This window comes from Azonexus sp. MM2026_4, from assembly GCF_055901855.1.
The window spans coordinates 3732171-3752102 of the sequence record NZ_CM148380.1; the positions used below are offsets into that span (position 1 = coordinate 3732171).

A 19932-nucleotide genomic window follows, 5' to 3' on the forward strand; every position below is an offset into this window, starting at 1 on the left:
GCCATGGAGAGAGACATGACGACCACCACCTTCCGCCGCGACCTGGCGAACGCCCTGCGTTTCCTCGCCATCGACGCCGTCGAGCAAGCCAAATCCGGCCACCCTGGCGCGCCGATGGGCATGGCCGACATCGCCGAAGTCCTGTGGCGCGACCATCTGCGCCACAACCCCGCCAACCCGCAGTGGGCCGACCGCGACCGCTTCGTGCTGTCGAACGGCCACGGCTCGATGCTGCTCTACGCCTTGCTCCACCTGAGCGGCTACGACCTGCCGCTCGATGAACTCAAGCGTTTCCGCCAGTTCGGCAGCAAGACCGCCGGCCATCCGGAAGTCCACCACACGCCGGGCGTCGAGACGACCACCGGGCCGCTCGGCCAGGGCATCAGCAACGCGGTCGGCATGGCGCTCGCCGAGAAGCTGCTCGCCCAGCGCTACAACCGCCCCGGGCACGCCATCGTCGATCACCGCACCTGGGTCTTCCTTGGCGACGGTTGCCTGATGGAAGGGATCAGCCACGAAGCCTGCGCCCTGGCCGGTGTCTGGGGGCTGGACAAGCTGGTCGCTTTCTACGACGACAACGGGATTTCCATCGACGGCCACGTCGAAGGCTGGTTCCGCGACGACACCGTCGCCCGTTTCCGAGCCTACGGCTGGGACGTCATTGGCCCGCTCGACGGCCACGATCCGATTGCCATCGCCGCGGCGACGGCCGAGGCCCGCCAGTCGCGCGGCCGGCCGACGCTGATCGTTTGCCGCACGCAGATCGGCTGGGGTTCGCCGAACAAGGCCGGCAGCCACGACGTGCATGGCGCGCCGCTCGGCGCCGCGGAAATCGCCGCCACCCGCGCCGCGCTCGGCTGGCCGCACGCGCCGTTCGAAATTCCCGAGGCGCTGCGCGCCGCCTGGGACGCGCGCGCCAGCGGCGCGGCGGCGGAAGATGAATGGCGGCAGCGCTTCGCCGCCTACCGCGCCGCCTATCCGGAAGTGGCCGCCGAATTCGAGCGCACCCAGGCCGGCGGCCTGCCGGAAGCCTGGCCGGAAATCCGCGGCGAACTGCTCGCCCAGGCGGCAGCGAAGAGTGGCGGCATCGCCAGCCGCAAGTCGTCGCAGAACTGCCTCGATTTCCTGATCGACCGCGTTCCCGAACTGCTCGGCGGCTCGGCCGACCTCACCGGCTCCAACCTGACCGCCGGCAAAGGCAGCGTCGCCTGGCACGCGGCCGGCGACAAGACGCCGAACTACCTGTCCTACGGCGTGCGCGAATTCGGCATGGCGGCGATCATGAACGGCGTCGCCCTGCACGGCGGGCTGATTCCCTACGGTGGCACCTTCGCCGTCTTCTCCGACTACTCGCGCAACGCCATCCGCATGAGCGCGCTGATGCAGCAGCGCGTCGTCCATGTCCTGACCCACGATTCGATCGGTCTCGGCGAGGACGGCCCGACGCACCAGCCGATCGAGCACGTCGGCAGCCTGCGCCTGATCCCCGGCCTCGATGTCTGGCGTCCCTGCGACGAACTGGAAACGGCGGTCGCCTGGGCCGAGGCGCTGGAACGCCGCGACGGGCCGAGCGCCCTGTTCCTGTCGCGGCAGAATCTCGAACAATGCGGCGACCGCCCCGGCCGGGCGGCAGAGATTGCCTGCGGCGGTTACGTCCTGCGCGAGGCGGACGGCCCCTTGCAGGCGGTGATCCTCGCCACCGGCTCGGAAGTCGGCATCGCGCTGGCCGCGCAGCGCGAACTGGCCGCCCACGGTGTCGCCGTGCGCGTCGTCTCGATGCCTTGCTGCGAACGCTTCGACCGCCAGAAGACGGCGTGGAAGAAGGCGGTGCTGCCGCCGGACGTGGTGCGCATCGCCATCGAGGCGGCGCATCCCGATCCGTGGCGCAAGTACGTCGGCCTGGTCGGCGAAGTGGTCGGCATCGACAGCTTCGGCGCCTCCGCTCCGGCGCCCGTCCTCTACGAACATTTCAAGCTGACCGCCGCCCATCTGGCGAGCGTCGTCGTCGAAACCATCGCCCGCGAGAGCGGCAGCGACGGCGACTTCTGAGCGCCCCGGCAGCCACCGATTTCCATTCAAAATCAGGAGACAACCCATGCCAATACGGGTGGCAATCAACGGCTTCGGCCGTATCGGACGCATGGCCTTGCGCGCCATCGCCCAGGAAGACGAGTTTTCCGGTCTCGAGGTGGTCGGCATCAACGACCTGCTCGATGCCGATTACCTCGCCTATCTGCTCAAACACGACTCGGTGCATGGCCGCTTCGGTGGCGAGGTCGTCGTCGATGGCAAGGACTTGCTGGTCGATGGCCGGCGCATCCGGCTCAGCGCCGAACGTGACCCGGCCCGGCTGAACTGGGGCGAACTCGGCGTCGATCTGGTGATCGAGGCGACCGGCTTCTTCCTCACTCAGGAAAGCTGCCAGGCGCATATTGCCGCCGGGGCGCGCAAGGTCGTGCAGTCGGCGCCGTCGAAGGACGACACGCCGATGTTCGTCTATGGTGTCAATCACGACAGCTACGCCGGCCAGGCGATTCTCTCGGCAGCGTCGTGCACGACCAACTGCCTGGCGCCGGTGGCCAAGGTGCTCAACGACCGCTTCGGCATCAAGCGCGGGCTGATGAGCACGGTGCACGCGGCGACCGCCACCCAGAAGACGGTCGACGGCCCGTCCGGCAAGGACTGGCGCGGCGGGCGCGGCATCCTGGACAACATCATCCCGTCCTCGACCGGCGCCGCCAAGGCCGTCGGCAAGGTGATTCCGGCGCTGGCCGGGCGCCTGACCGGGATGGCCTTCCGGGTGCCGACGCCGGACGTCTCGGTGGTCAACCTGACCGTCGAACTGGAGCACAGCGCGTCGTATGCCGAGATCTGCGCGGCCATGCGCGAAGCCGCCGCCGGACCGCTCAAGGGCGTCCTCGCCTACACCGACCAGGCGGTGGTATCGACCGATTTCCGCGGCTGTCCGCAACCGTCGATCTTCGACGCCGAGGCCGGCATCGCGCTCGATCCCAGCTTCGTCAAGGTCGTCTCGTGGTACGACAACGAGTACGGCTACACCTGCAACATGTTGCGCCTGGCGCGCCATGTCGCGCACTGAGGGGGCGGCGATGACGACTTTCCTGCGCATGACCGAGGTCGAGCTTGCCGGCAAGCGGGTACTGATCCGCGCCGACCTCAACGTGCCGACCGACGACGCCGGGCGGATCACCGACGAGACGCGCATCGTCGCCTCGCTGGCGGCGATGCGGCTGGCGCTCGACGCCGGCGCGGCGGTGATGGTGACCTCGCATTTCGGCCGTCCGAAGGAGGGCGCGCTGCAACCGGGCGACACCCTGGCGCCGGTCGCCGAACGCCTGGCCGAAGCGCTCGGCCGGCCGGTGCCGCTGCTCAAGAACTGGCTGGCCGACGGCTGGAGCGTCAAGCCCGGGCAGATCGTCCTGCTCGAGAACTGCCGCGGCAACGTCGGCGAGAAGGCCGACGATCCAGCGCTCGCCGAACGCATCGCCGCGCTCTGCGACGTCTATGTCAACGACGCCTTCGGCGCCGCCCACCGCGCCGAGGCGACTACCCAAGGCGTCGCCCGCTACGCGCCGCTGGCCTGCGCCGGCCCACTGCTGGCCGCCGAACTCGATGCTCTCGGCCAGGCCTTCGAAGCGCCGCGCCGGCCGCTGGTGGCGATCGTCGGCGGTTCCAAGGTGTCCACCAAGCTGTCCATCCTGCGTTCGCTCGCCGCCCGCGTCGATCGCCTGATCGTCGGCGGCGGCATCGCCAACACCTTCCTGCTCGCCGCCGGCAAGCCGATCGGCAAGTCGCTGGCCGAGCCCGACCTGGTCGATGAGGCGCGGGCGATCATGGCCATGATGGCGGCGCGCGGCGCGTCCGTTCCGCTGCCCGAGGACGTCGTCGTCGCCCGGGCGTTCTCGGCGAACGCCGAGGCCCGCTTGTGCCCGGTCGACGCGGTCGGTGCCGACGAGATGATCTTCGACGTCGGCCCGCGCAGCGCGCGTGAGATTGCCGGCATCCTGCAGGGTGCCGGCACCATCGTCTGGAACGGGCCGCTCGGCGTCTTCGAGTTCCCGCAATTCGCTGCCGGCACCGCGGCGCTGGCCCGCGCCATCGCCGATTCGCCGGCCTTCTCGGTGGCCGGCGGCGGCGACACGCTGGCCGCGATCGGCCAGTTCGGCGTCGGCGAACGCATCGACTACATCTCCACCGGCGGTGGCGCCTTCCTCGAATTCCTCGAAGGCAAGCCGCTGCCCGCCGTCGCCGCGCTCGTGGCGGCGGCGACCCGCCAGCATCCGCGAAAGGAAAACGCATGGCTCTGATCTCGCTGCGCCAGTTGCTCGACCACGCCGCCGAGCACGATTACGGCCTGCCCGCCTTCAACGTCAACAACATGGAGCAGATCCACGCCATCATGCAGGCGGCGGCGGCCTGCGACAGCCCGGTGATCCTGCAGGCTTCGGCCGGCGCCCGCAAATATGCCGGCGAGCCTTTCCTGAGGAAGCTGGTCGAAGCGGCGATCGAGCAGTATCCGGAGATTCCGGTCTGCCTGCACCAGGACCACGGCACCTCGCCGGCGGTCTGCCAGCAGTCGATGCGCAGCGGCTTCTCGAGCGTGATGATGGACGGCTCGCTGGGCGAGGACGGCAAGACGCCGACCAGCTACGCCTACAACGTCGACACCACGCGCAAGGTGGTCGAGATGGCGCACGCGATCGGCGTCTCGGTCGAAGGCGAACTCGGTTGCCTGGGTTCGCTGGAAACCGGCGAGGCCGGCGAGGAAGACGGCATCGGCGCCGCCGGCAAGCTCGACCACGCGCAACTGCTGACCGATCCCGACGAAGCCGCCGACTTCGTCGCCAAAACCGGCGTCGATGCGCTGGCCATCGCCATCGGCACCAGCCACGGCGCCTACAAGTTCACCCGGCCGCCGACCGGCGAAATCCTCGCCATCGACCGCATCAAGGCGATCCACGCGCGCATTCCCAATACCCACCTGGTGATGCACGGATCGAGCAGCGTGCCGCAGGAATGGCTGGCGGTGATTCGCCGCTACGGCGGGGCGATCAAGGAAACCTACGGCGTGCCGGTCGAGGAAATCGTCGAGGGCATCCGCCATGGTGTGCGCAAGGTCAATATCGACACCGACATCCGCCTGGCGATGACCGGTGCGATGCGCCAGGCGATGGCCGAAAGACCGGAAGAATTCGACCCGCGCGCCTTCCTCAAGGCTGCCGTCGTGGCCGCCCGCGACATCTGTCGCTTGCGTTTCGAAGCCTTCGGTTCGTCCGGGCAGGCGAGCAAGATCAAGCCGCTGTCGCTGGAAAGGATGGCCGCCGCCTATCGCTGAACCGCATTACCGAACTCTGCACGGCCCTTGCGTCGTTTCGACCCCGCTCGTCGGGGTCTTTTTTTCCCTTTTTTCTGGAGCGCAACCATGTCCGCCCGTGATTTCATCATCGCCCCGAGCATCCTCTCCGCCAACTTCGCCAAACTGGGCGAGGAAGTGGCCAACGTCATCGCCGCCGGCGCCGACTGGATCCACTTCGACGTGATGGACAACCACTACGTCCCCAACCTGACCATCGGCCCGCTGGTCTGCGAGGCGATCCGGCCGTGCACGACGGCGCCGATCGACGTGCACCTGATGGTCAAGCCGGTCGACCGCATCGTCCCCGATTTCGTGAAGGCTGGCGCCAACCTCATCACCTTCCACCCGGAAGCCTCCGAGCACATCGACCGCACGCTGGCGCTGATCCGCGATGGCGGTTGCCAGGCCGGCCTGGTGTTCAACCCGGCGACGCCGCTCGACCATCTCGACTACGTCCTCGACAAGATCGACGTCGTCCTGCTGATGAGCGTCAACCCCGGCTTCGGCGGCCAGAAGTTCATCCCCGGCACGCTGGCCAAGGCGCGCCAGGCCAGGGCCAAGCTCGATGCCTACGAGCGCGACAGCGGCCGGCGCATCCGCCTCGAAATCGACGGCGGGGTCAATCCGGGTAATATTGCGCAGATCGCCTGCGCCGGCGTCGATGCCTTCGTCGCCGGTTCGGCGGTATTCGGCGCCGGTCGCGACGACGACCCGCACCGCTACGATACGATCATTGCCGCGCTGCGCGCGGCGCTCAAGGACCGCCCATGAAATTCCGCTCGATCACCTTCGACCTCGACGGCACCCTGCTCGACACCGTTGCCGACCTCGCCGAAGCCTGTCGCCTGATGCTCGCCGAACTTGGCCAGCCGCCGCGCAGCGAAGATGAAATCCGGCGTTTCGTCGGGCGTGGCATGGCGGTGCTGGTCGAACGCTGCCTGACCTGGGAAGCAGCACCCGATCCGGCGCTGCAGGCGCAGGGCATTGCCGCCTTCCAGCGCCACTACGCGGCGGTCAACGGGCGCCAGGCGCAGTTCTTTCCCGGCGTCCGCGAAGGCCTCGCCGCCTGGCACGCCACCGGCCTGCCGCTGGCCGTGGTGACCAACAAGCCGGCGGCGTTCACCGAAGTCCTGCTCGAACGCACCGGCATCGCCCACTATTTCACCGCCGTCGTCTCCGGCGACACGACGCCGCAGCGCAAGCCGCACCCGGCGCCGCTGCTCCATGCCTGCGCGGCGCTCGGCTGCGCGCCGGCGAGCAACCTGCACATCGGCGATTCGAAGCACGACATCGAAACCGCCCGCAACGCCGGCTGTGCGGTGTACTGCGTGCCCTACGGCTACAACGAGGGCGAGCCGCTGCGCGCCGCCGACTGCGACGCGCTGGTCGCCGATCTGCTGGTGGCGCTGCGGCTGGCGCACAGCGCTTGAGGCTCACGCGAAAAGAGTGCCCATTTCGTGATTGATCGCAGTCAGGGCTGGTCGGAGGACGAACGCCTCAGTCCGACCCGAGGCGGAAATTGGCGACTTGGGAAAGCGCCACTATGACCCACACGGCCCACACCAACGGCTCTTCCTCGCTTCCCCCGTCTTGCGAAGAACGTAGAGAAATGGCTTGCGCGGCTCGCCCGTTGGAACGATGACCTGCGCCACAATGTCTGTCGGCGCGTCGTCCCTGGGGGCGCACAAATCAACTGCCTCGTAAGTTACGCCATTTGAAACAAACGCTCGTTGACCGGAAGGAAAGGTCCCTGTTGCGGTCACGTATGAATCCGGAATTGAACTCAGAACGACATTCTTGTCCAGCGCGACGATTGCCGGATGCAAGAACTGCACGTCTTTGTAGTGTCCGGAATGATTGGTGTAATGGGAGTGCTTGGCCGAAAGCTTGCCTTCGACGATCAATTCGCCAAACTTCTCGGAAAGCCGAACCTCTCCCTCGGAATAGATGCAATTGTCCAAGACCGTGACAACATCACGATTGATGACAAAGCGTTGATATTCACGGCCTGCAACGGTGATCTTCTCTCCTGGGCCGGTGGTGATGAACTCAACCTCGCGACGAATCTTTGGAAAGAATCCCTTGTCGGGATGCAATGGGATAAGGCTCTGTTCAACCGTGACGATCTTGATGTGGTACATGTCGGCAAGCTTGGCCACGGTCGCGACCGCTGTCCTGGCCAGCGAGGACAAGGAGGTGAAAGCCAGAGTGCCTGCCAGTAAAGCCAATTTCAGCAAATGGTTCACACTGATTTTCCCGGCGGGCAGCGTTGAAATGAGTGGACTGCGCGGCATTTTGCGGAGGTCCGCGCGACTGCCGGGTTGGGCCTCAAATAGCTACGGAAGAGAAAGCTCAAATACTGCTCCTCGCGGCGAATTGTGGAATTGGGCGCTAAGGCCAGGATGCCTTTAAGCCATGCGGAAAACTCAGGAATAACCGATTTTTCGACGAAAAGACGAGCTTCGTTCGCGCTCGCCTCGGGGACGGCGGCTGTGCGAATGTACAGCCGCTCATAGGGCACATTTTGGTTAGGTGGCCAGAAGAAACACTCAAACAATTTGCCCCCACTACCCTGAATGAGATGTGCATCGGCAGCGATAGCCAAACCGGACAGAGCTGCCTCCACAGCAGACGCGCGAAGAGGATAGCTTAGGCCTTTGGGGAGTTTCTTCTTCTCGATGTGCATTCGAAGTCTCGACGCTATGGGGCCCAACGGAAGCCCTTGTAGGAGGTAAGCGGACTGCAGTGCGACGCGGTAACAGGAAAGCCAACGCGTGTGTTCGGCAGGTCCGCTTGACTGCAGGGTTATGCACCACTTAACGCCTCTTTCACCGCTTGCTTCAAGAGCTCTTCATCGTTAACTAGCTCTCGATAGAGATCATAGGGAAGCTGCCCATCATTTACTTGGCGGATGATAAAGAGAGACAACCGCCACGCGTCTGGATGTGGTTTGTCGAAGTCGAAATCGATCCCACCGACTTCCGGTGTCTTGAATACATCGACGCCAATACCGTGAGGACGGATGAACCAGCAGGTATTAGGAATTTGCTGCGTGTGCCGGTGAGTGGGCGAGAGAATGTCTTCTGCCGTCGCCAACTTGAATGCGTGGACCAGGAGTTCCTTCGCCCACGCTAAGTTGGCGTACCAAAGAGGAATTGCACGGCGGACGAGTTCAATGCGCGAGGGACTCATGATGCATAACGTCGTAGCGGACGGGGACCGCCGGCAAGCTATGCTTGCCGGCGGTCCCCTCGAGCGTAGGGTTGGGCGTCAGGAGCGGTGACGATGCCACAGGACTGGAAACTGCGAACATGTACGACCTGAAAGTACCCGGTTGCGGAATTGAGCAAAGAGTCTCTTGAGTGGTCATAGGCGTGGCCAAGCATGCGATACCGCGAATATGCAGGTGGCGAGCAGCACTAGCCCCAATATCTCCACCAGCACACCCAGAAACCAAGGAGCATTATCCAACTGATTGATTTCTTCTTTGGGAAATCGGCCAAGGGTGATTGCTCGGAGAAAGACCCAGCCAATCGACCAGCCTACGGTGCGAACGCAGAAGTCCCAGCCGAGCCACCAAAGGCCTCGAAGTAGCTTTACGACGGCTGCTCGTGAAAGGTCGCTGAGATCTAGGAGAAGGTCGAGCATGAGCGCGAGACTTATGACGCCCAACGTTGAAGCTCACCGGACGGCGGGCAGCGAAGCTGGCCGACGGTCTGGTGGCGCGGACTGTTGGGGGTTGTGAAAACCATTAAAAGTCGATGAACTTTGCCCATGACCAGCCGAACCAACCAAGCACGGCTCCAATAAAAAAACCAGTAACAGGCCCCGCTATGTTGAATGTATGCGGAGGCCACGATTGCACCAACAGTACAGCCGTAGAAGCTAATACACCGCAGAGCGTAGCACGAAGAACAGGGTGCTCTAGCTTTGAAACGCCGGCTCGAGAATCTAGGCCAAGAACTGCACCGTAATAGGCACCAAGGACCAAGAATAGGAGAGCGATATTGAAGACTGCATGCCAATTACCCCAAGGTAGATAGGCAAGGCCGTTCAGCGCCAAGGCAACCAAAAAACCGAGGGCGGAAAACAGCACGATCCCTACGAATGCAAATAGCTGCTGGAGCTTCAAGTTGCGAATTACCATCAAGGCGCCCAACGCCCCGCTTCAGCCGCGGCCCAGCTAGAGCGGCAAAGCCGCGGAGGCCGGGACGTCGGCTGGAAGCGATGGTTAGCGCTTGCTCTTTTCGTGACTCTCGAAAATTGCGGCCTCGTGGTTTTTGAAGTCAGAGAACTCTGCCATCTTGAACGATGTGCAACCTTGGCGCGTAAGATGCAGTGCATAGATTTCCCCACCGATATGTATTTTCTTGCCGCTTGTTGCCTTGCTTTGAATATCGCGTTGCTCGTTCATCATCGACGGGATGAGTTCCATGAGGTTGCCTTCGGGGACACTGCACTCTGGCTTTACCCCAACACCATATCCAAGCGCCTCCGACACGAAATTGTTTGTGGATCGGTACGCGAAGCCAACTACTTGGTCTGTCTCTTCACTTATGCCGAATTGGTAAACCGTAGTTGTGAAGTCGGCGCTTAACGAGTACTCGCCCTTGTAAGAATTCCAGCTATCTCTGAGGGCGTCGGGAGTATGGAAATTAAGATTATGTATTCCTCGCGCAATCATCCGCGTGCTGGCCTGTAGCGCCCAGCCATTAGCGAACCCACCAGCGCCGGTTCCCGCCACTATTGTTCTCAGATGCGGGATGTAGCTGGCTTTCGTCACAAACATAAAGGGTGCCCCGTCAGCCGAAACCGCAAGGGTGTCGGTGGCAACTAAAACCTGATCTGCGTCCGAGTAGAAGATTAGTGAGGACATGGTGCTTTTTGATCGCTAACGAATGAAAGGGACTTCCCCGTCCCGAGGTAGCGGCGGAAGCCGCCGGCAGCGGTAGCTGCCATGATTGAGTTTCCACACCAAATCATTCGCTCGAAAGGGGAAGTCCATGGATATTGTCACCGTCGGCATTGATCTCGCCAAGAATGTATTCGCTTTGCATGGCGTTGACCAGAGCGGCAAAGCGGTTTTCATCAAGCCCAAGGTGGCTCGCAGCCAGTTGCTGGGCATGAGCGGCAAACGCGGCAAGAACGATGTGGCCGACGCTGCCGCCATCTGCGAAGCCGTTACCCGGCCCAACATGCGCTTCGTGCCGGTCAAGGATGTCGATCAACAAGCCATCCTCTGCCTGCACCGTACCCGGCAAGGCTTTGTCGAAGAACGCACCGCGCTCTACAACCGCTTGCGCGGCCTGATCAGTGAATTCGGCATCGTCCTGCCGCAGAAAGTCGAACGCCTGCGCCGGGAAATCGGCGCCCATCTCGAAGCACTTCCCGGTTGGGCCAATCGCTGTGTCGGCGACCTGCTGGCACACGCCGACCGGCTCAACGAACGCATCGAGGAATACGACAAAGCCATTGCCCAGGCCGCCCGCCAGGACGCCAGAAGCCGACAACTCATGCAACTCCCCGGCATCGGCCCGACCACGGCCAGCGCCCTGGTCGCCAGCCTGGGCGGCGGCCACGACTTCAAGAACGGTCGGCAACTCGCCGCCTGGGCCGGGCTCGTTCCCGGCCAATGCAGCAGTGGCGGCAAGGCCCGCTTGGGCAGGATCACCAAGGCGGGCGACGCCTACCTGCGCAGTCTGCTCGTCATGGGCGCCCGCGCCGTTCTCGCCGGACTGGGCGACAAGCACGATCGCTTCAGTCGCTGGGCCAGAAACCTGGTCGAACGACGGGGTTACTGGAAAGCGGCGGTTGCCATTGCCGCCAAGAACCTGCGGCTCGCCTGGGCGGTATTGCACTACGGCGACGATTTCCGACGCATCGAAGAGACTGCCTGAACCACAAAATCGTCTGTAGGGAAAAACAGGAAAGGAATCACCGGCTGATCGCTGGCAGCCCAAGACCAGCGAAGCACTGCCAGCGTTGATGTGAAGCGGGTTGGACCCGCGCGGGGAGAGCCTGATTACCTCCAGGAGAGGAAGTCACTCTCGGCTAACGAATGAGGCCCCCGCGCGCGTCTTTCATCAGGGTCCGGGCAAAAGCCCAAGATGACCGGTTGTAGTACCGCAGTCCTTCACCTTCTCGCACCGACACGGCAGGAATGGATGAATCGCAGGAAAACAGGATCAGGAATGAAACGATAAAAATTCAGAATGCCGCTTGCGGAAAACGGGGAAGCCCTTGTAGGAAGTGAGCGGCCTGCGCGGCTTTTCGCGCAGGTCCGCTCGACTGAAAGGTTATGCGTCTCGGCTTCTCTTGGCATTGGCATATTGTCTCACTGCGATGACCGCAGCAATAGATGCAAGGGCACCAACCAGACCCCACGGAACGATGAACGCGAGGGACCAAGCAGAGTATTCCGATGCGTCAGCGCCCAGCCAAACAGGCGACCAGTAGAGCAAGTAAGCGAGCAGGACCGGCACTGCGATAGCCGCCGCCCAGCGGGCAAAGCGATTTTCGAGCCGCCCGGAAAACAGGGCGATGACTACGGAAAGCACCGCAATAAAGAATGCGCCCGAAACAAACGACAGAGATTCCAGCAGCTCTAGCACTTGGACGTCGCGAGGTTAGGAGAGCGCCGTGGAGAGAGACGCATAACGTCTGAATTCACCGGCCTGCGCGGCTTTTCGCGCAGGTCCAGTGGAATGATGGGTTGGGCCTCGGCGGAACGGTGCGACAGGCTGCGACTTTGCGCGGACAAGGCCACCTAAGAACAGCGACTGCACAGGCGTTTCCAAGAGTGCTCCACTGCCGGAAGCCAAAGGGACGAAGGAGGCTTTCATGTAAGCGCCTCAAGATCAGTTGCCAAGATGTATAGGGAATTCGGGACAGGATTGTGGCAAATGAGTCCGCGACCACTAATCGACTTATCGAACTGGACGAGTACACGATTTCTGGCATTCGCTGTCTCAATCACAGTTCCGCTCTCATCAATAAGCCGCCAATAGTTCTCGTCCGGAATGCAGGCTGACGGAGGCAGCAATGTGCCGTTGAAGCTGCGAAGGATGACTCTTGTATTCGGACGGAGCAAGGGACGATTTCCTAAGAGGCCCAACGTGAAAGTGAGCGGCCTGCGCGGCTTTTTGCGCAGGTCCGCTCGACTGCAAAGTTAGCGAAGTAATCGGGCCGAAGCCGCAAATCGCCCCGAAGAAACAGCATTTCCCCACGTGGTTTAAACGTCATAGTGAAAATTGACTAATATAAAAATCAATCACTTAAGAGGTGTTTCTTGAGAGACCTCGAACGCTGACTACAGCGACCACTATTCGAAGTCATGGCTTCCCACTGCTAGACGACTCAGACATGGTCCTGCGGCTGAACACTACTTGGTCACCGTTAATAATAGTTGTTAGAACCTCTTTGCCGGATAACTCAATTAATTGTCCCTTGGAGTTGTAGGAGAAACGGACCTCTCCCCCTCCAAAAAACTTGATGTAATGAGACGTGGAATTAAAGACCCTGTTAATTTCATGAGCCTCGACATCAATGAGATTTTCTACGCTAACCGATTTGATCGTTCCCAAGTCCAGAGTGACTGGTTTATCTGACGAAGCGGTGATTGATCCGTCCGGGGCGATCTTCATTGACATAGTTCCATCCGGCTTGATCGTAAAGTTTTTGGGTTTCTCAGCCATAGCGTTCCCGGTTCGAGTTGATAGAGAGGTCTAACGCTTAGCTGTGCGGCCTGCGCGGCTTTTCGCGCAGGTCCGAACGAGCGCTGTGTTCGGCGCTCACTGACAAAGGAGAAAACGATGGAAACAGGACAACTTGCATCCGCTCTGCGCAACAAAGCCGCCGAGGTGCGCAACGTGAACGCCACCACGGCCGAAGAGGACCAGACGCTGCGCGATGCGGCCGCCCTACTGCGCGTGCTGGCACATGTGGTGGATGGCAAGCCGCTGGCAAAAGCCTTCGGGTCGCCCGGAGACTGGGGCTACGAAACCGCGATTGGCGCGGCAATAGCAGCAGCGCCGGTGACGCCGAACGTTAAATGTGGAACCTAACCAACGGAAAACAATCCGTCTTATAGGCTGCATAAAAAACCAGATTCATGTTGTTTCAACTACTTGGCAGATTTTAGGGGGGCGCCTCAAGAGCGCCTTGGATCGTTCGCGTCCACCGTCTTCGGCAGTAACTTGATGAATAGCCGCCATGCGGGCAGTTGATATCCAATCCGATACGGAACCCCAACACGCCGAGCATGAATTTCTGCCTTTCATTCCTTCTGTGGCTGGTTGCATGCAGAGGCAAAAAGATTCGGGCGATTGAGAATGGTACGGACGCCTCTGAACGGCCTCTGGGTTTTTGAATGACATGAAGATTATCTCGAGTGGGGCTCCTTATCAATGACTGATCATATGGACGCAGCCAACGTCGGCTATGCACGTGTTTTCTTGAAGGCCCGCTGCTGGCCGGGCTGAGACTTTGCCATGATCGGGCAGCGTGACGCAGTTAAGTCGGTTCCGGCGTCCAGCGACCAAACAAAACAGCCACCCGAAGGTGGCTGTTTGTCGTGGGGCCTGAAAATCCGGCTTACTTGACGATCTGGTTCAGCTCGCCCTTGGCGTAGCGTTCGGCCATCTTGTCCAGCGCCAGCGGCTTGATCTTGCTTGCCTGGCCGGCGCAGCCGAAGGCTTCGAAGCGGGCGAGGCAGATTTTCTTGGCGGCTTCGCGGGCCGGCTTGAGGTAGTCGCGCGGGTCGAACTTGCCCGGGTTTTCGGCCATGTAGCGGCGGATGGCGCCGGTCATCGCGAGGCGGATGTCGGTGTCGATGTTGACCTTGCGCACGCCGTGCTTGATGCCCTTGACGATTTCCTCGACCGGCACGCCGTAGGTTTCCTTCATGTCGCCGCCGAATTCGCGGATTTCGGCGAGCAGTTCCTGCGGCACGCTGGAGGAGCCGTGCATCACCAGGTGGGTGTTCGGGATGCGGGCGTGGATTTCGGCGATGCGGTCGATGGCGAGGATGTCGCCGGTCGGCTTCTTGGTGAACTTGTAGGCGCCGTGGCTGGTGCCGATGGCGATGGCGAGCGCGTCGCAGTTGGTCTGGCGGACGAAGTCGGCGGCTTGCTCGACGTCGGTCAGCAGTTGCTCGCGGGTCATCGTGCCTTCGGCGCCGTGGCCGTCTTCCTTGTCGCCCTTCATGGTTTCGAGCGAGCCGAGCACGCCCAGTTCGCCTTCGACCGAGACACCGATGCTGTGCGCCAGCTCGGTGACCTTGCGGGTCACTTCGACGTTGTATTCGAAGCTGGCGACGGTCTTGCCGTCGGCTTCCAGCGAGCCGTCCATCATCACCGACGAGAAGCCGGACCTGATCGCGCCCATGCATACCGCCGGGCTCTGGCCGTGGTCCTGGTGCATGACGATGGGGATGTGCGGATAGGCTTCGAGGGCGGCGAGGATCTGGTGGCGCAGGAAGGGTTCGCCGGCGTATTTGCGGGCGCCGGCCGAGGCCTGCATGATGACCGGCGCGTCGAGCTGGCTGGCGGCTTCCATGATGGCCCAGACCTGCTCCATGTTATTGACGTTGAAGGCGGGCAGACCGTAGTCGTGTTCGGCGGCGTGGTCGAGCAATTGGCGCAGGGAGACGAGCGGCATGGGAACTCCTGGAAAGTTGGGTCGCTGAATTAGCCGGCTATTTTATTACGGACGGGTCGGCAGATGCTCGCCGACGCGCACGATCTTCAGCGTGTTGGTGCCGCCGATGCTGCCGATCGGTTCGCCGATGGTGAGCACGATCAGGTCGCCGCGGTCGACGATGCCGCGTTCGATGAGCAGGGCTTCGGCTTCGGCCAGCAACTGGTCGCGCTCGGTGTGCTGCTGCTGCATGAGCAGCGGGCGGACTTCGCGGTACAGGGCCATGCGGCCGATCGCGGCGGCATCCGGGGTCAGCGCATAGATCGGCACGCCGCAGTTGAGCCGGCTCATCCACAGCGCGGTCAACCCGGACTGGGTCAGCGCGGCAATCGCCTTGACCTTGAGGTGATGGGCGGTCCAGATGGCGGCCATGGCGATCGACTGGTCGATGCGGGTGAACACGCGGTCGAGGAATTCGCGGTCGAGCGTGACTTCGGCCGAGCGTTCGGCTTCGACGCAGATGCGCGCCATCGATTCGACGGTTTCGACCGGGTACTTGCCGGCGGCGGTTTCGGCCGACAGCATCACGGCGTCGGTACCGTCGAGGACGGCGTTGGCGACGTCGGAGACTTCGGCGCGGGTCGGCACCGGCGAATGGATCATCGATTCCATCATCTGCGTCGCGGTGATCGCCAGCTTGTTCTTGTCGCGCGCCATGCGGATCATCTTCTTCTGCAGCGCCGGCACGGCGGCGTCGCCGACTTCGACCGCGAGGTCGCCGCGGGCGACCATGACGCCGTCGGAGGCATCGAGGATCTCGGCCATGTTGGTGACCGCTTCGACGCGTTCGATCTTGGCGATCAGTACCGCCTCGCTGCCGGCGGCGCGCAGCAACTGGCGCGCCATGTACATGTCGGCGGCGCTCTTGGGAAAGGAGACGGCGACGAAATCGACGCCGATCTCGGCGGCGGTCTTGATGTCGTCCATGTCCTTGGCGGTCAGCGCCGGCGCCGTCAGGCCGCCGCCCTGGCGGTTGATCCCCTTGTTGTTCGACAGTTCGCCGCCGACCAGCACGCGGGTGTGGATTTCGGTGCCGCGCACGGCTTCGACCGTGAGCTTGAGACGGCCGTCGTCGAGCAGCAGGATGTCGCCGGGGACGACGTCCTTCGGCAGGTCCTTGTAGTCGAGGCCGACCCGCTCCTGATTGCCGAGCGGGCAGGCGGCGTCGAGGATGAAATGGGCATCGGCGACCAGCGTGATCGGGCTGCTCTCGAATTTTCCGACACGGATCTTCGGCCCTTGCAGGTCGCCGAGGATGCCGACGACGCGGCCGTGCTTGGCGGCGGCGGCACGGATGCCTTCGGCGCGCGCCTTGTGGTCGGCGGCGGTGCCGTGCGAGAAATTCATGCGGACGACGTCGATGCCGGCCTGCACCATGCGTTCCAGAACTTCCGGAGACGACGAGGCGGGGCCGAGGGTGGCGACGATCTTGGTATGGCGGGTCATGTCTCTTCCTGTCTGTGGATGCTTATTTTGCGGTGCGGCGCCGCTTCATTCCCGGTCGGGCGGCGGGGTGGTGTATTTCCGGAGCTGTTCCTCCATCTGCGCCAGCGGCAGGCCGAAGTGGAACTGCTGTTCGAGCAGGCGCAGGATGGGCAGCAACTGCTGGCCGGTTTCGCCCAGTTGCTCGCGGTTGTTTTCCTGGCGCAGCAAGGCCTGGATGCGGGCGAAGGGGTCGTCGGTCGGCGGGTCGCTGCTGACCACCTGGCCGCCCGGCGTCTGGCGGGCGAGTTCGAGGCGGTTGACCGCCATTTCGATCAACTGCGCTGCCGACTTGCCGCGCTCCGTCGGCAGCGCGGCGAGTCCGGCGCTGACGGCGACCTTCATCGTCGCGTCGCCGATCCGGATGCTGCTTTCGCCGAGGGCGCTGCACACGCGCTGGGCGAAAGCGATCGCCGTCGCCGGGCTGGTGCCGGGCGAGGCGACGACGTAGGTCGAGCCGTCGAGGTGGGCGATCAGGTCGCGGTGGCCCAGCTTGGCGCGGATCACCCGCGCGAAACGCTGGCCGATGTCGTGCATGACCGCCGCCCCGAAGCGCTCGCTGATCGCCGATTCGCTTTCCAGCCCGAAAGCCAGCACGCTCGCCGACCAGGTGTCGGGTTCGGTGATTTCCGCCATCTGGTTGCACAGGTGGCGGCAGGCCAGGGTGCGGTTGCCGAACGCAGCCAGGTGTTCGGCGTCGTCGGGATCGGCGTCGATGTCCCAGTTGACCAGGCGGCCGATGCGGCGCCGGATCTCGTCGGCGTTATCGCCGCGCACGATGAAATCGCTGACGCCGCGCTCCTTCGCTTCTTCGCGGTTGGGCGCGGTTTCGTCCTGCGAGATGAGGAGGAAGAAGGGCAGGTCGGCGAGCCGGCGCAGGCGGTTCTGGCGCAGGCGCGACAGCAGCTCGTAACCGCTCAGGCGCGGCAGGCTGATGCTGGAGACGACGGCGACGATCGAGGCGTCGAGCACCAGGGTCTGCCAGGCCGATTCGCCGTCGCCTTCCTCGCGGATGTCGAAATCCTCGCGCAGGAGTTTGACGAGAGCCGTCCTGGCAACCCGCGAGGGATCGGCGATCAGGATGCGGCGTTTATCGTTCATCGCGCTCAGCCGGCGGCGCGTTGTTCGAGGACGGCAATCGCCGGCAGCGTCTTGCCTTCGAGGAATTCGAGGAAGGCGCCGCCGCCGGTCGAGATGTAGCCGACGTCGTCGGCGATGTTGAACTTGGCGATGGCGGCCAGCGTATCGCCGCCGCCGGCGATCGAGAAGGCTTCCGAGTGGGCGATGGCCGAGGCCAGCATCTTGGTGCCGCCGGCGAACTGCGGCAGTTCGAAGACGCCGACCGGGCCGTTCCAGACGATGGTGCCGGCGTTGGCGACGATCTCGGCGAGCTTGACGGCACTCTTCGGGCCGACGTCGAGGATGCGGTCGTGGGCGCTGACGTCGTCGATGCAGATCTTGTTGGCACGGGCCAGGGCGGAGACTTCGTCGGCGACGACGACGTCGGTCGGCAGCGGCACTTCGGCGCCGCGTTCCTTCATGATGTCCATGATGGCGTGCGCTTCCTTGACCAGGTCGGGCTCGGCCAGCGATTCGCCGATGCGCTTGCCGGAGGCGAGCAGGAAGGTGTTGGCGATGCCGCCGCCGACGATCAGCTGGTCGACCTTGTCGGCCAGCGAACGCAGGATGGTCAGCTTGGAGGACACCTTGGAGCCGCCGACGATCGCCACCAGCGGGCGCTTCGGTTCATGCAGCGCCTTGGACAGGGCGTCGATCTCGGCGCCCATCAGCACGCCGGCGCAGGCAACCGGCGCGTACTTGGCCATGCCGTGGGTGGTGGCTTCGGCGCGGTGGGCGGTGCCGAAGGCGTCATTGACGTAGATGTCGCAGAGCTTGGCCATCTTCTGCGCCAGCTCGTCGTTGTTCTTCTTCTCGCCCTTGTTGACGCGGCAGTTTTCGAGCAGCACGACCTCGCCCGGCTTGACCTCGAAACCGCCATCGACCCAATCGGCGACCAGGCGCACCGGCAGATGCAGCATCTGGCCGAGACGCACGGCGACCGGCATCAGGCTGTCTTCCGGGGTGAGTTGGCCTTCGGTCGGGCGACCGAGGTGCGAGGTGACCATGACCGCGGCGCCCTTTTCCAGGCAGTAGCGGATCGACGGCAGCGAGGCACGGATGCGGGTGTCCTCGGTGATGTTGCCGGCTTCGTCCTGCGGCACGTTGAGGTCGGCGCGGATGAATACGCGCTTGCCGGAAACATCGAGGTCGGTCAGCTTGATGACGTTCATGGTCTTCTCCAAGGGGTTATTGTTGGTGATCGGTCCAGTGGCGCGACCAGTGGTCGGCCACTTCGAGCATGCGGTTGGCGAATCCCCATTCGTTGTCGAACCAGACGAAGAGATTCAGCAGGTGGCTGCCGGCGGTGCGCGTCTGGCTGCCGTCGACGATGGCCGAGTGCGGGTCGTGGTTGAAGTCGATCGACGCGTGCGCCTGGTCGGACCAGGCCAGCCGCCGCTTGAGCGGGCCGGCGGCGGCGTCGGCGAGCAGCCGGTTGATCGTCTTTGCCGAAACCGCCTGGCGGGTGTGCACGGTGAGGTCGATCGCCGAGACGTTCAGCGTCGGCACCCGGATCGCCTTGGCGTGTACGCGGCCGGCCAGTTGCGGCAGCAGGCGCTCGATGCCGCGCGCCAGGCCGGTCGATACCGGTATGATCGACTGCATCGCCGAACGCGTGCGGCGCAGGTCGTCGTGGTGGTAGCCGTCGATCAACGGCTGGTCGTTCATCACCGAGTGCAGCGTGGTGAGCAGCGTTTGTTCGATGCCGATTTCGCGGTCGAGCAGGTCGAGCACCGGAACGATCGCGTTGGTCGTGCACGAGGCGGCGGAAACCAGGCGCTGGCCGCCGTCCAGCGTGTGCTGGTTGATGCCGGCGACGATGGTGGCATCGACATCGTCGGCGCTGTGGCCGGGGTGCGAGAGGAGCAGGCGCGGACAGCCGGCGGCGAGGAAGCGCGTCAGCTCGTCGCGCCGGCCGTAGGCGCCGGAACATTCGACCAGCAGGTCGATGCCGTGCTCGCCCCAGTCGACTGCCTCCGGCGTGCGCGCATGGCTGACGGCGATCGGCTGGCCGTCGATGAACAGGCGCGCTTCGCCGAGCCCGATTTCGGCCGGGAAACGGCCGTGCGTCGAGTCGTAGCGGGTCAGGTAGGCGATGCTGTCGAGGTTGGCCGGCTCGTTGATGGCGACCACTTCGAAACGCCGGTTGGCGGTCGATTCGTGCAGCGCACGCAGAAAGCAGCGACCGATACGGCCGTAGCCGTTGATGGCGAGACGCAAGGGCGGGGAGGTCGCGGGAAAGGGCGCAGGCACGGGCC

20 protein-coding genes are annotated in these 19932 nt (G+C 63.5%); 8 read left to right on the top strand and 12 right to left on the bottom strand.

Going from position 1 to position 19932, the window contains the following annotated elements:
- Positions 1-15: 15 nt before the first annotated feature.
- From tkt to AC0KWY_RS17585, 6 genes are all read left to right on the top strand, one after another.
- A complete protein-coding gene (gene tkt / locus AC0KWY_RS17560) occupies positions 16-2049 on the top strand; it encodes a transketolase (protein WP_474026770.1) in 2034 nt (677 codons plus the stop codon).
- Between the two features lie 46 nt (positions 2050-2095).
- Entirely contained in the window at positions 2096-3100 is a 1005-nt protein-coding gene (gene gap / locus AC0KWY_RS17565; protein WP_474026771.1) for a type I glyceraldehyde-3-phosphate dehydrogenase, read from the top strand.
- Positions 3101-3110: 10 nt separating this feature from the next.
- Positions 3111-4328 (top strand): phosphoglycerate kinase, encoded by a 1218-nt coding sequence (locus AC0KWY_RS17570; RefSeq protein WP_474026772.1) that lies wholly within the window; start codon positions 3111-3113, stop codon positions 4326-4328.
- Entirely contained in the window at positions 4319-5356 is a 1038-nt protein-coding gene (gene fba, locus AC0KWY_RS17575; RefSeq protein ID WP_474026773.1) for a class II fructose-bisphosphate aldolase, read from the top strand. Before AC0KWY_RS17570 ends, fba (AC0KWY_RS17575) begins: the two co-directional genes overlap by 10 nt.
- An 87-nt stretch (positions 5357-5443) precedes the next feature.
- The gene (gene rpe / locus AC0KWY_RS17580; protein WP_474026774.1) at positions 5444-6148 is read left to right on the top strand and encodes a ribulose-phosphate 3-epimerase; all 705 of its coding nucleotides are present in this window, start codon (positions 5444-5446) and stop codon (positions 6146-6148) included.
- The gene (locus AC0KWY_RS17585) at positions 6145-6807 is read left to right on the top strand and encodes a phosphoglycolate phosphatase (RefSeq protein WP_474026775.1); all 663 of its coding nucleotides are present in this window, start codon (positions 6145-6147) and stop codon (positions 6805-6807) included. The genes rpe and AC0KWY_RS17585 overlap by 4 nt, the downstream gene beginning before the upstream one ends.
- 111 nt (positions 6808-6918) lie before the next feature.
- Here AC0KWY_RS17585 and AC0KWY_RS17590 read toward each other — a convergent pair whose 3' ends face one another.
- The 5 genes from AC0KWY_RS17590 to AC0KWY_RS17610 all read right to left on the bottom strand — a co-directional run bounded on the left by AC0KWY_RS17590 (position 6919) and on the right by AC0KWY_RS17610 (position 10253).
- Positions 6919-7623 carry a hypothetical protein gene (locus AC0KWY_RS17590; RefSeq protein ID WP_474026776.1) on the bottom strand — a complete coding sequence of 235 codons (705 nt, stop codon included), beginning with the start codon at positions 7621-7623 and terminating at the stop codon, positions 6919-6921.
- On the bottom strand, positions 7620-8063 hold the full coding sequence (locus tag AC0KWY_RS17595; protein WP_474026777.1) for a hypothetical protein: 444 nt from the start codon (positions 8061-8063) through the stop codon (positions 7620-7622). Before AC0KWY_RS17595 ends, AC0KWY_RS17590 begins: the two co-directional genes overlap by 4 nt.
- Before the next feature lie 119 nt (positions 8064-8182).
- Positions 8183-8569, bottom strand: a complete 387-nt coding sequence (locus tag AC0KWY_RS17600; RefSeq protein WP_474026778.1) for a DUF6896 domain-containing protein — start codon at positions 8567-8569, stop codon at positions 8183-8185.
- Between the two features lie 559 nt (positions 8570-9128).
- Positions 9129-9524, bottom strand: a complete 396-nt coding sequence (locus AC0KWY_RS17605) for a hypothetical protein (RefSeq protein WP_474026779.1) — start codon at positions 9522-9524, stop codon at positions 9129-9131.
- An 84-nt stretch (positions 9525-9608) separates the two neighbouring features.
- A complete protein-coding gene (locus AC0KWY_RS17610; RefSeq protein WP_474026780.1) occupies positions 9609-10253 on the bottom strand; it encodes a hypothetical protein in 645 nt (214 codons plus the stop codon).
- A gap of 127 nt (positions 10254-10380) precedes the next feature.
- Here AC0KWY_RS17610 and AC0KWY_RS17615 point away from each other — a divergent pair, with 127 nt between their 5' ends.
- Positions 10381-11274, top strand: a complete 894-nt coding sequence (locus tag AC0KWY_RS17615; protein ID WP_474026781.1) for an IS110 family RNA-guided transposase — start codon at positions 10381-10383, stop codon at positions 11272-11274.
- 399 nt (positions 11275-11673) lie between these two features.
- Here AC0KWY_RS17615 and AC0KWY_RS17620 read toward each other — a convergent pair whose 3' ends face one another.
- Both AC0KWY_RS17620 and AC0KWY_RS17625 read right to left on the bottom strand, forming a co-directional pair.
- Positions 11674-11988, bottom strand: coding sequence for a hypothetical protein (locus tag AC0KWY_RS17620; protein WP_474026782.1), 315 nt, complete (start codon positions 11986-11988; stop codon positions 11674-11676).
- A gap of 720 nt (positions 11989-12708) precedes the next feature.
- Entirely contained in the window at positions 12709-13071 is a 363-nt protein-coding gene (locus tag AC0KWY_RS17625) for a hypothetical protein (protein WP_474026783.1), read from the bottom strand.
- Positions 13072-13188: 117 nt separating this feature from the next.
- Here AC0KWY_RS17625 and AC0KWY_RS17630 point away from each other — a divergent pair, with 117 nt between their 5' ends.
- Entirely contained in the window at positions 13189-13440 is a 252-nt protein-coding gene (locus AC0KWY_RS17630) for a hypothetical protein (protein ID WP_474026784.1), read from the top strand.
- A gap of 529 nt (positions 13441-13969) precedes the next feature.
- Here the strand turns inward: AC0KWY_RS17630 and fba (AC0KWY_RS17635) are convergent.
- Genes fba (AC0KWY_RS17635) through AC0KWY_RS17655 form a run of 5 tightly spaced genes read right to left on the bottom strand, consistent with a single transcriptional unit; the run spans position 13970 to position 19927 of the window.
- On the bottom strand, positions 13970-15034 hold the full coding sequence (fba, locus tag AC0KWY_RS17635) for a class II fructose-bisphosphate aldolase (protein WP_474026785.1): 1065 nt from the start codon (positions 15032-15034) through the stop codon (positions 13970-13972).
- 45 nt (positions 15035-15079) lie between these two features.
- A complete protein-coding gene (gene pyk, locus AC0KWY_RS17640; RefSeq protein ID WP_474026786.1) occupies positions 15080-16519 on the bottom strand; it encodes a pyruvate kinase in 1440 nt (479 codons plus the stop codon).
- A gap of 45 nt (positions 16520-16564) precedes the next feature.
- Entirely contained in the window at positions 16565-17656 is a 1092-nt protein-coding gene (locus tag AC0KWY_RS17645) for a diguanylate cyclase (RefSeq protein WP_474026787.1), read from the bottom strand.
- Positions 17657-17661: 5 nt separating this feature from the next.
- Entirely contained in the window at positions 17662-18846 is a 1185-nt protein-coding gene (locus tag AC0KWY_RS17650; protein WP_474026788.1) for a phosphoglycerate kinase, read from the bottom strand.
- 16 nt (positions 18847-18862) lie between these two features.
- Positions 18863-19927, bottom strand: a complete 1065-nt coding sequence (locus tag AC0KWY_RS17655) for a type I glyceraldehyde-3-phosphate dehydrogenase (RefSeq protein WP_474026789.1) — start codon at positions 19925-19927, stop codon at positions 18863-18865.
- Between the last annotated feature and the right edge of the window lie 5 nt (positions 19928-19932).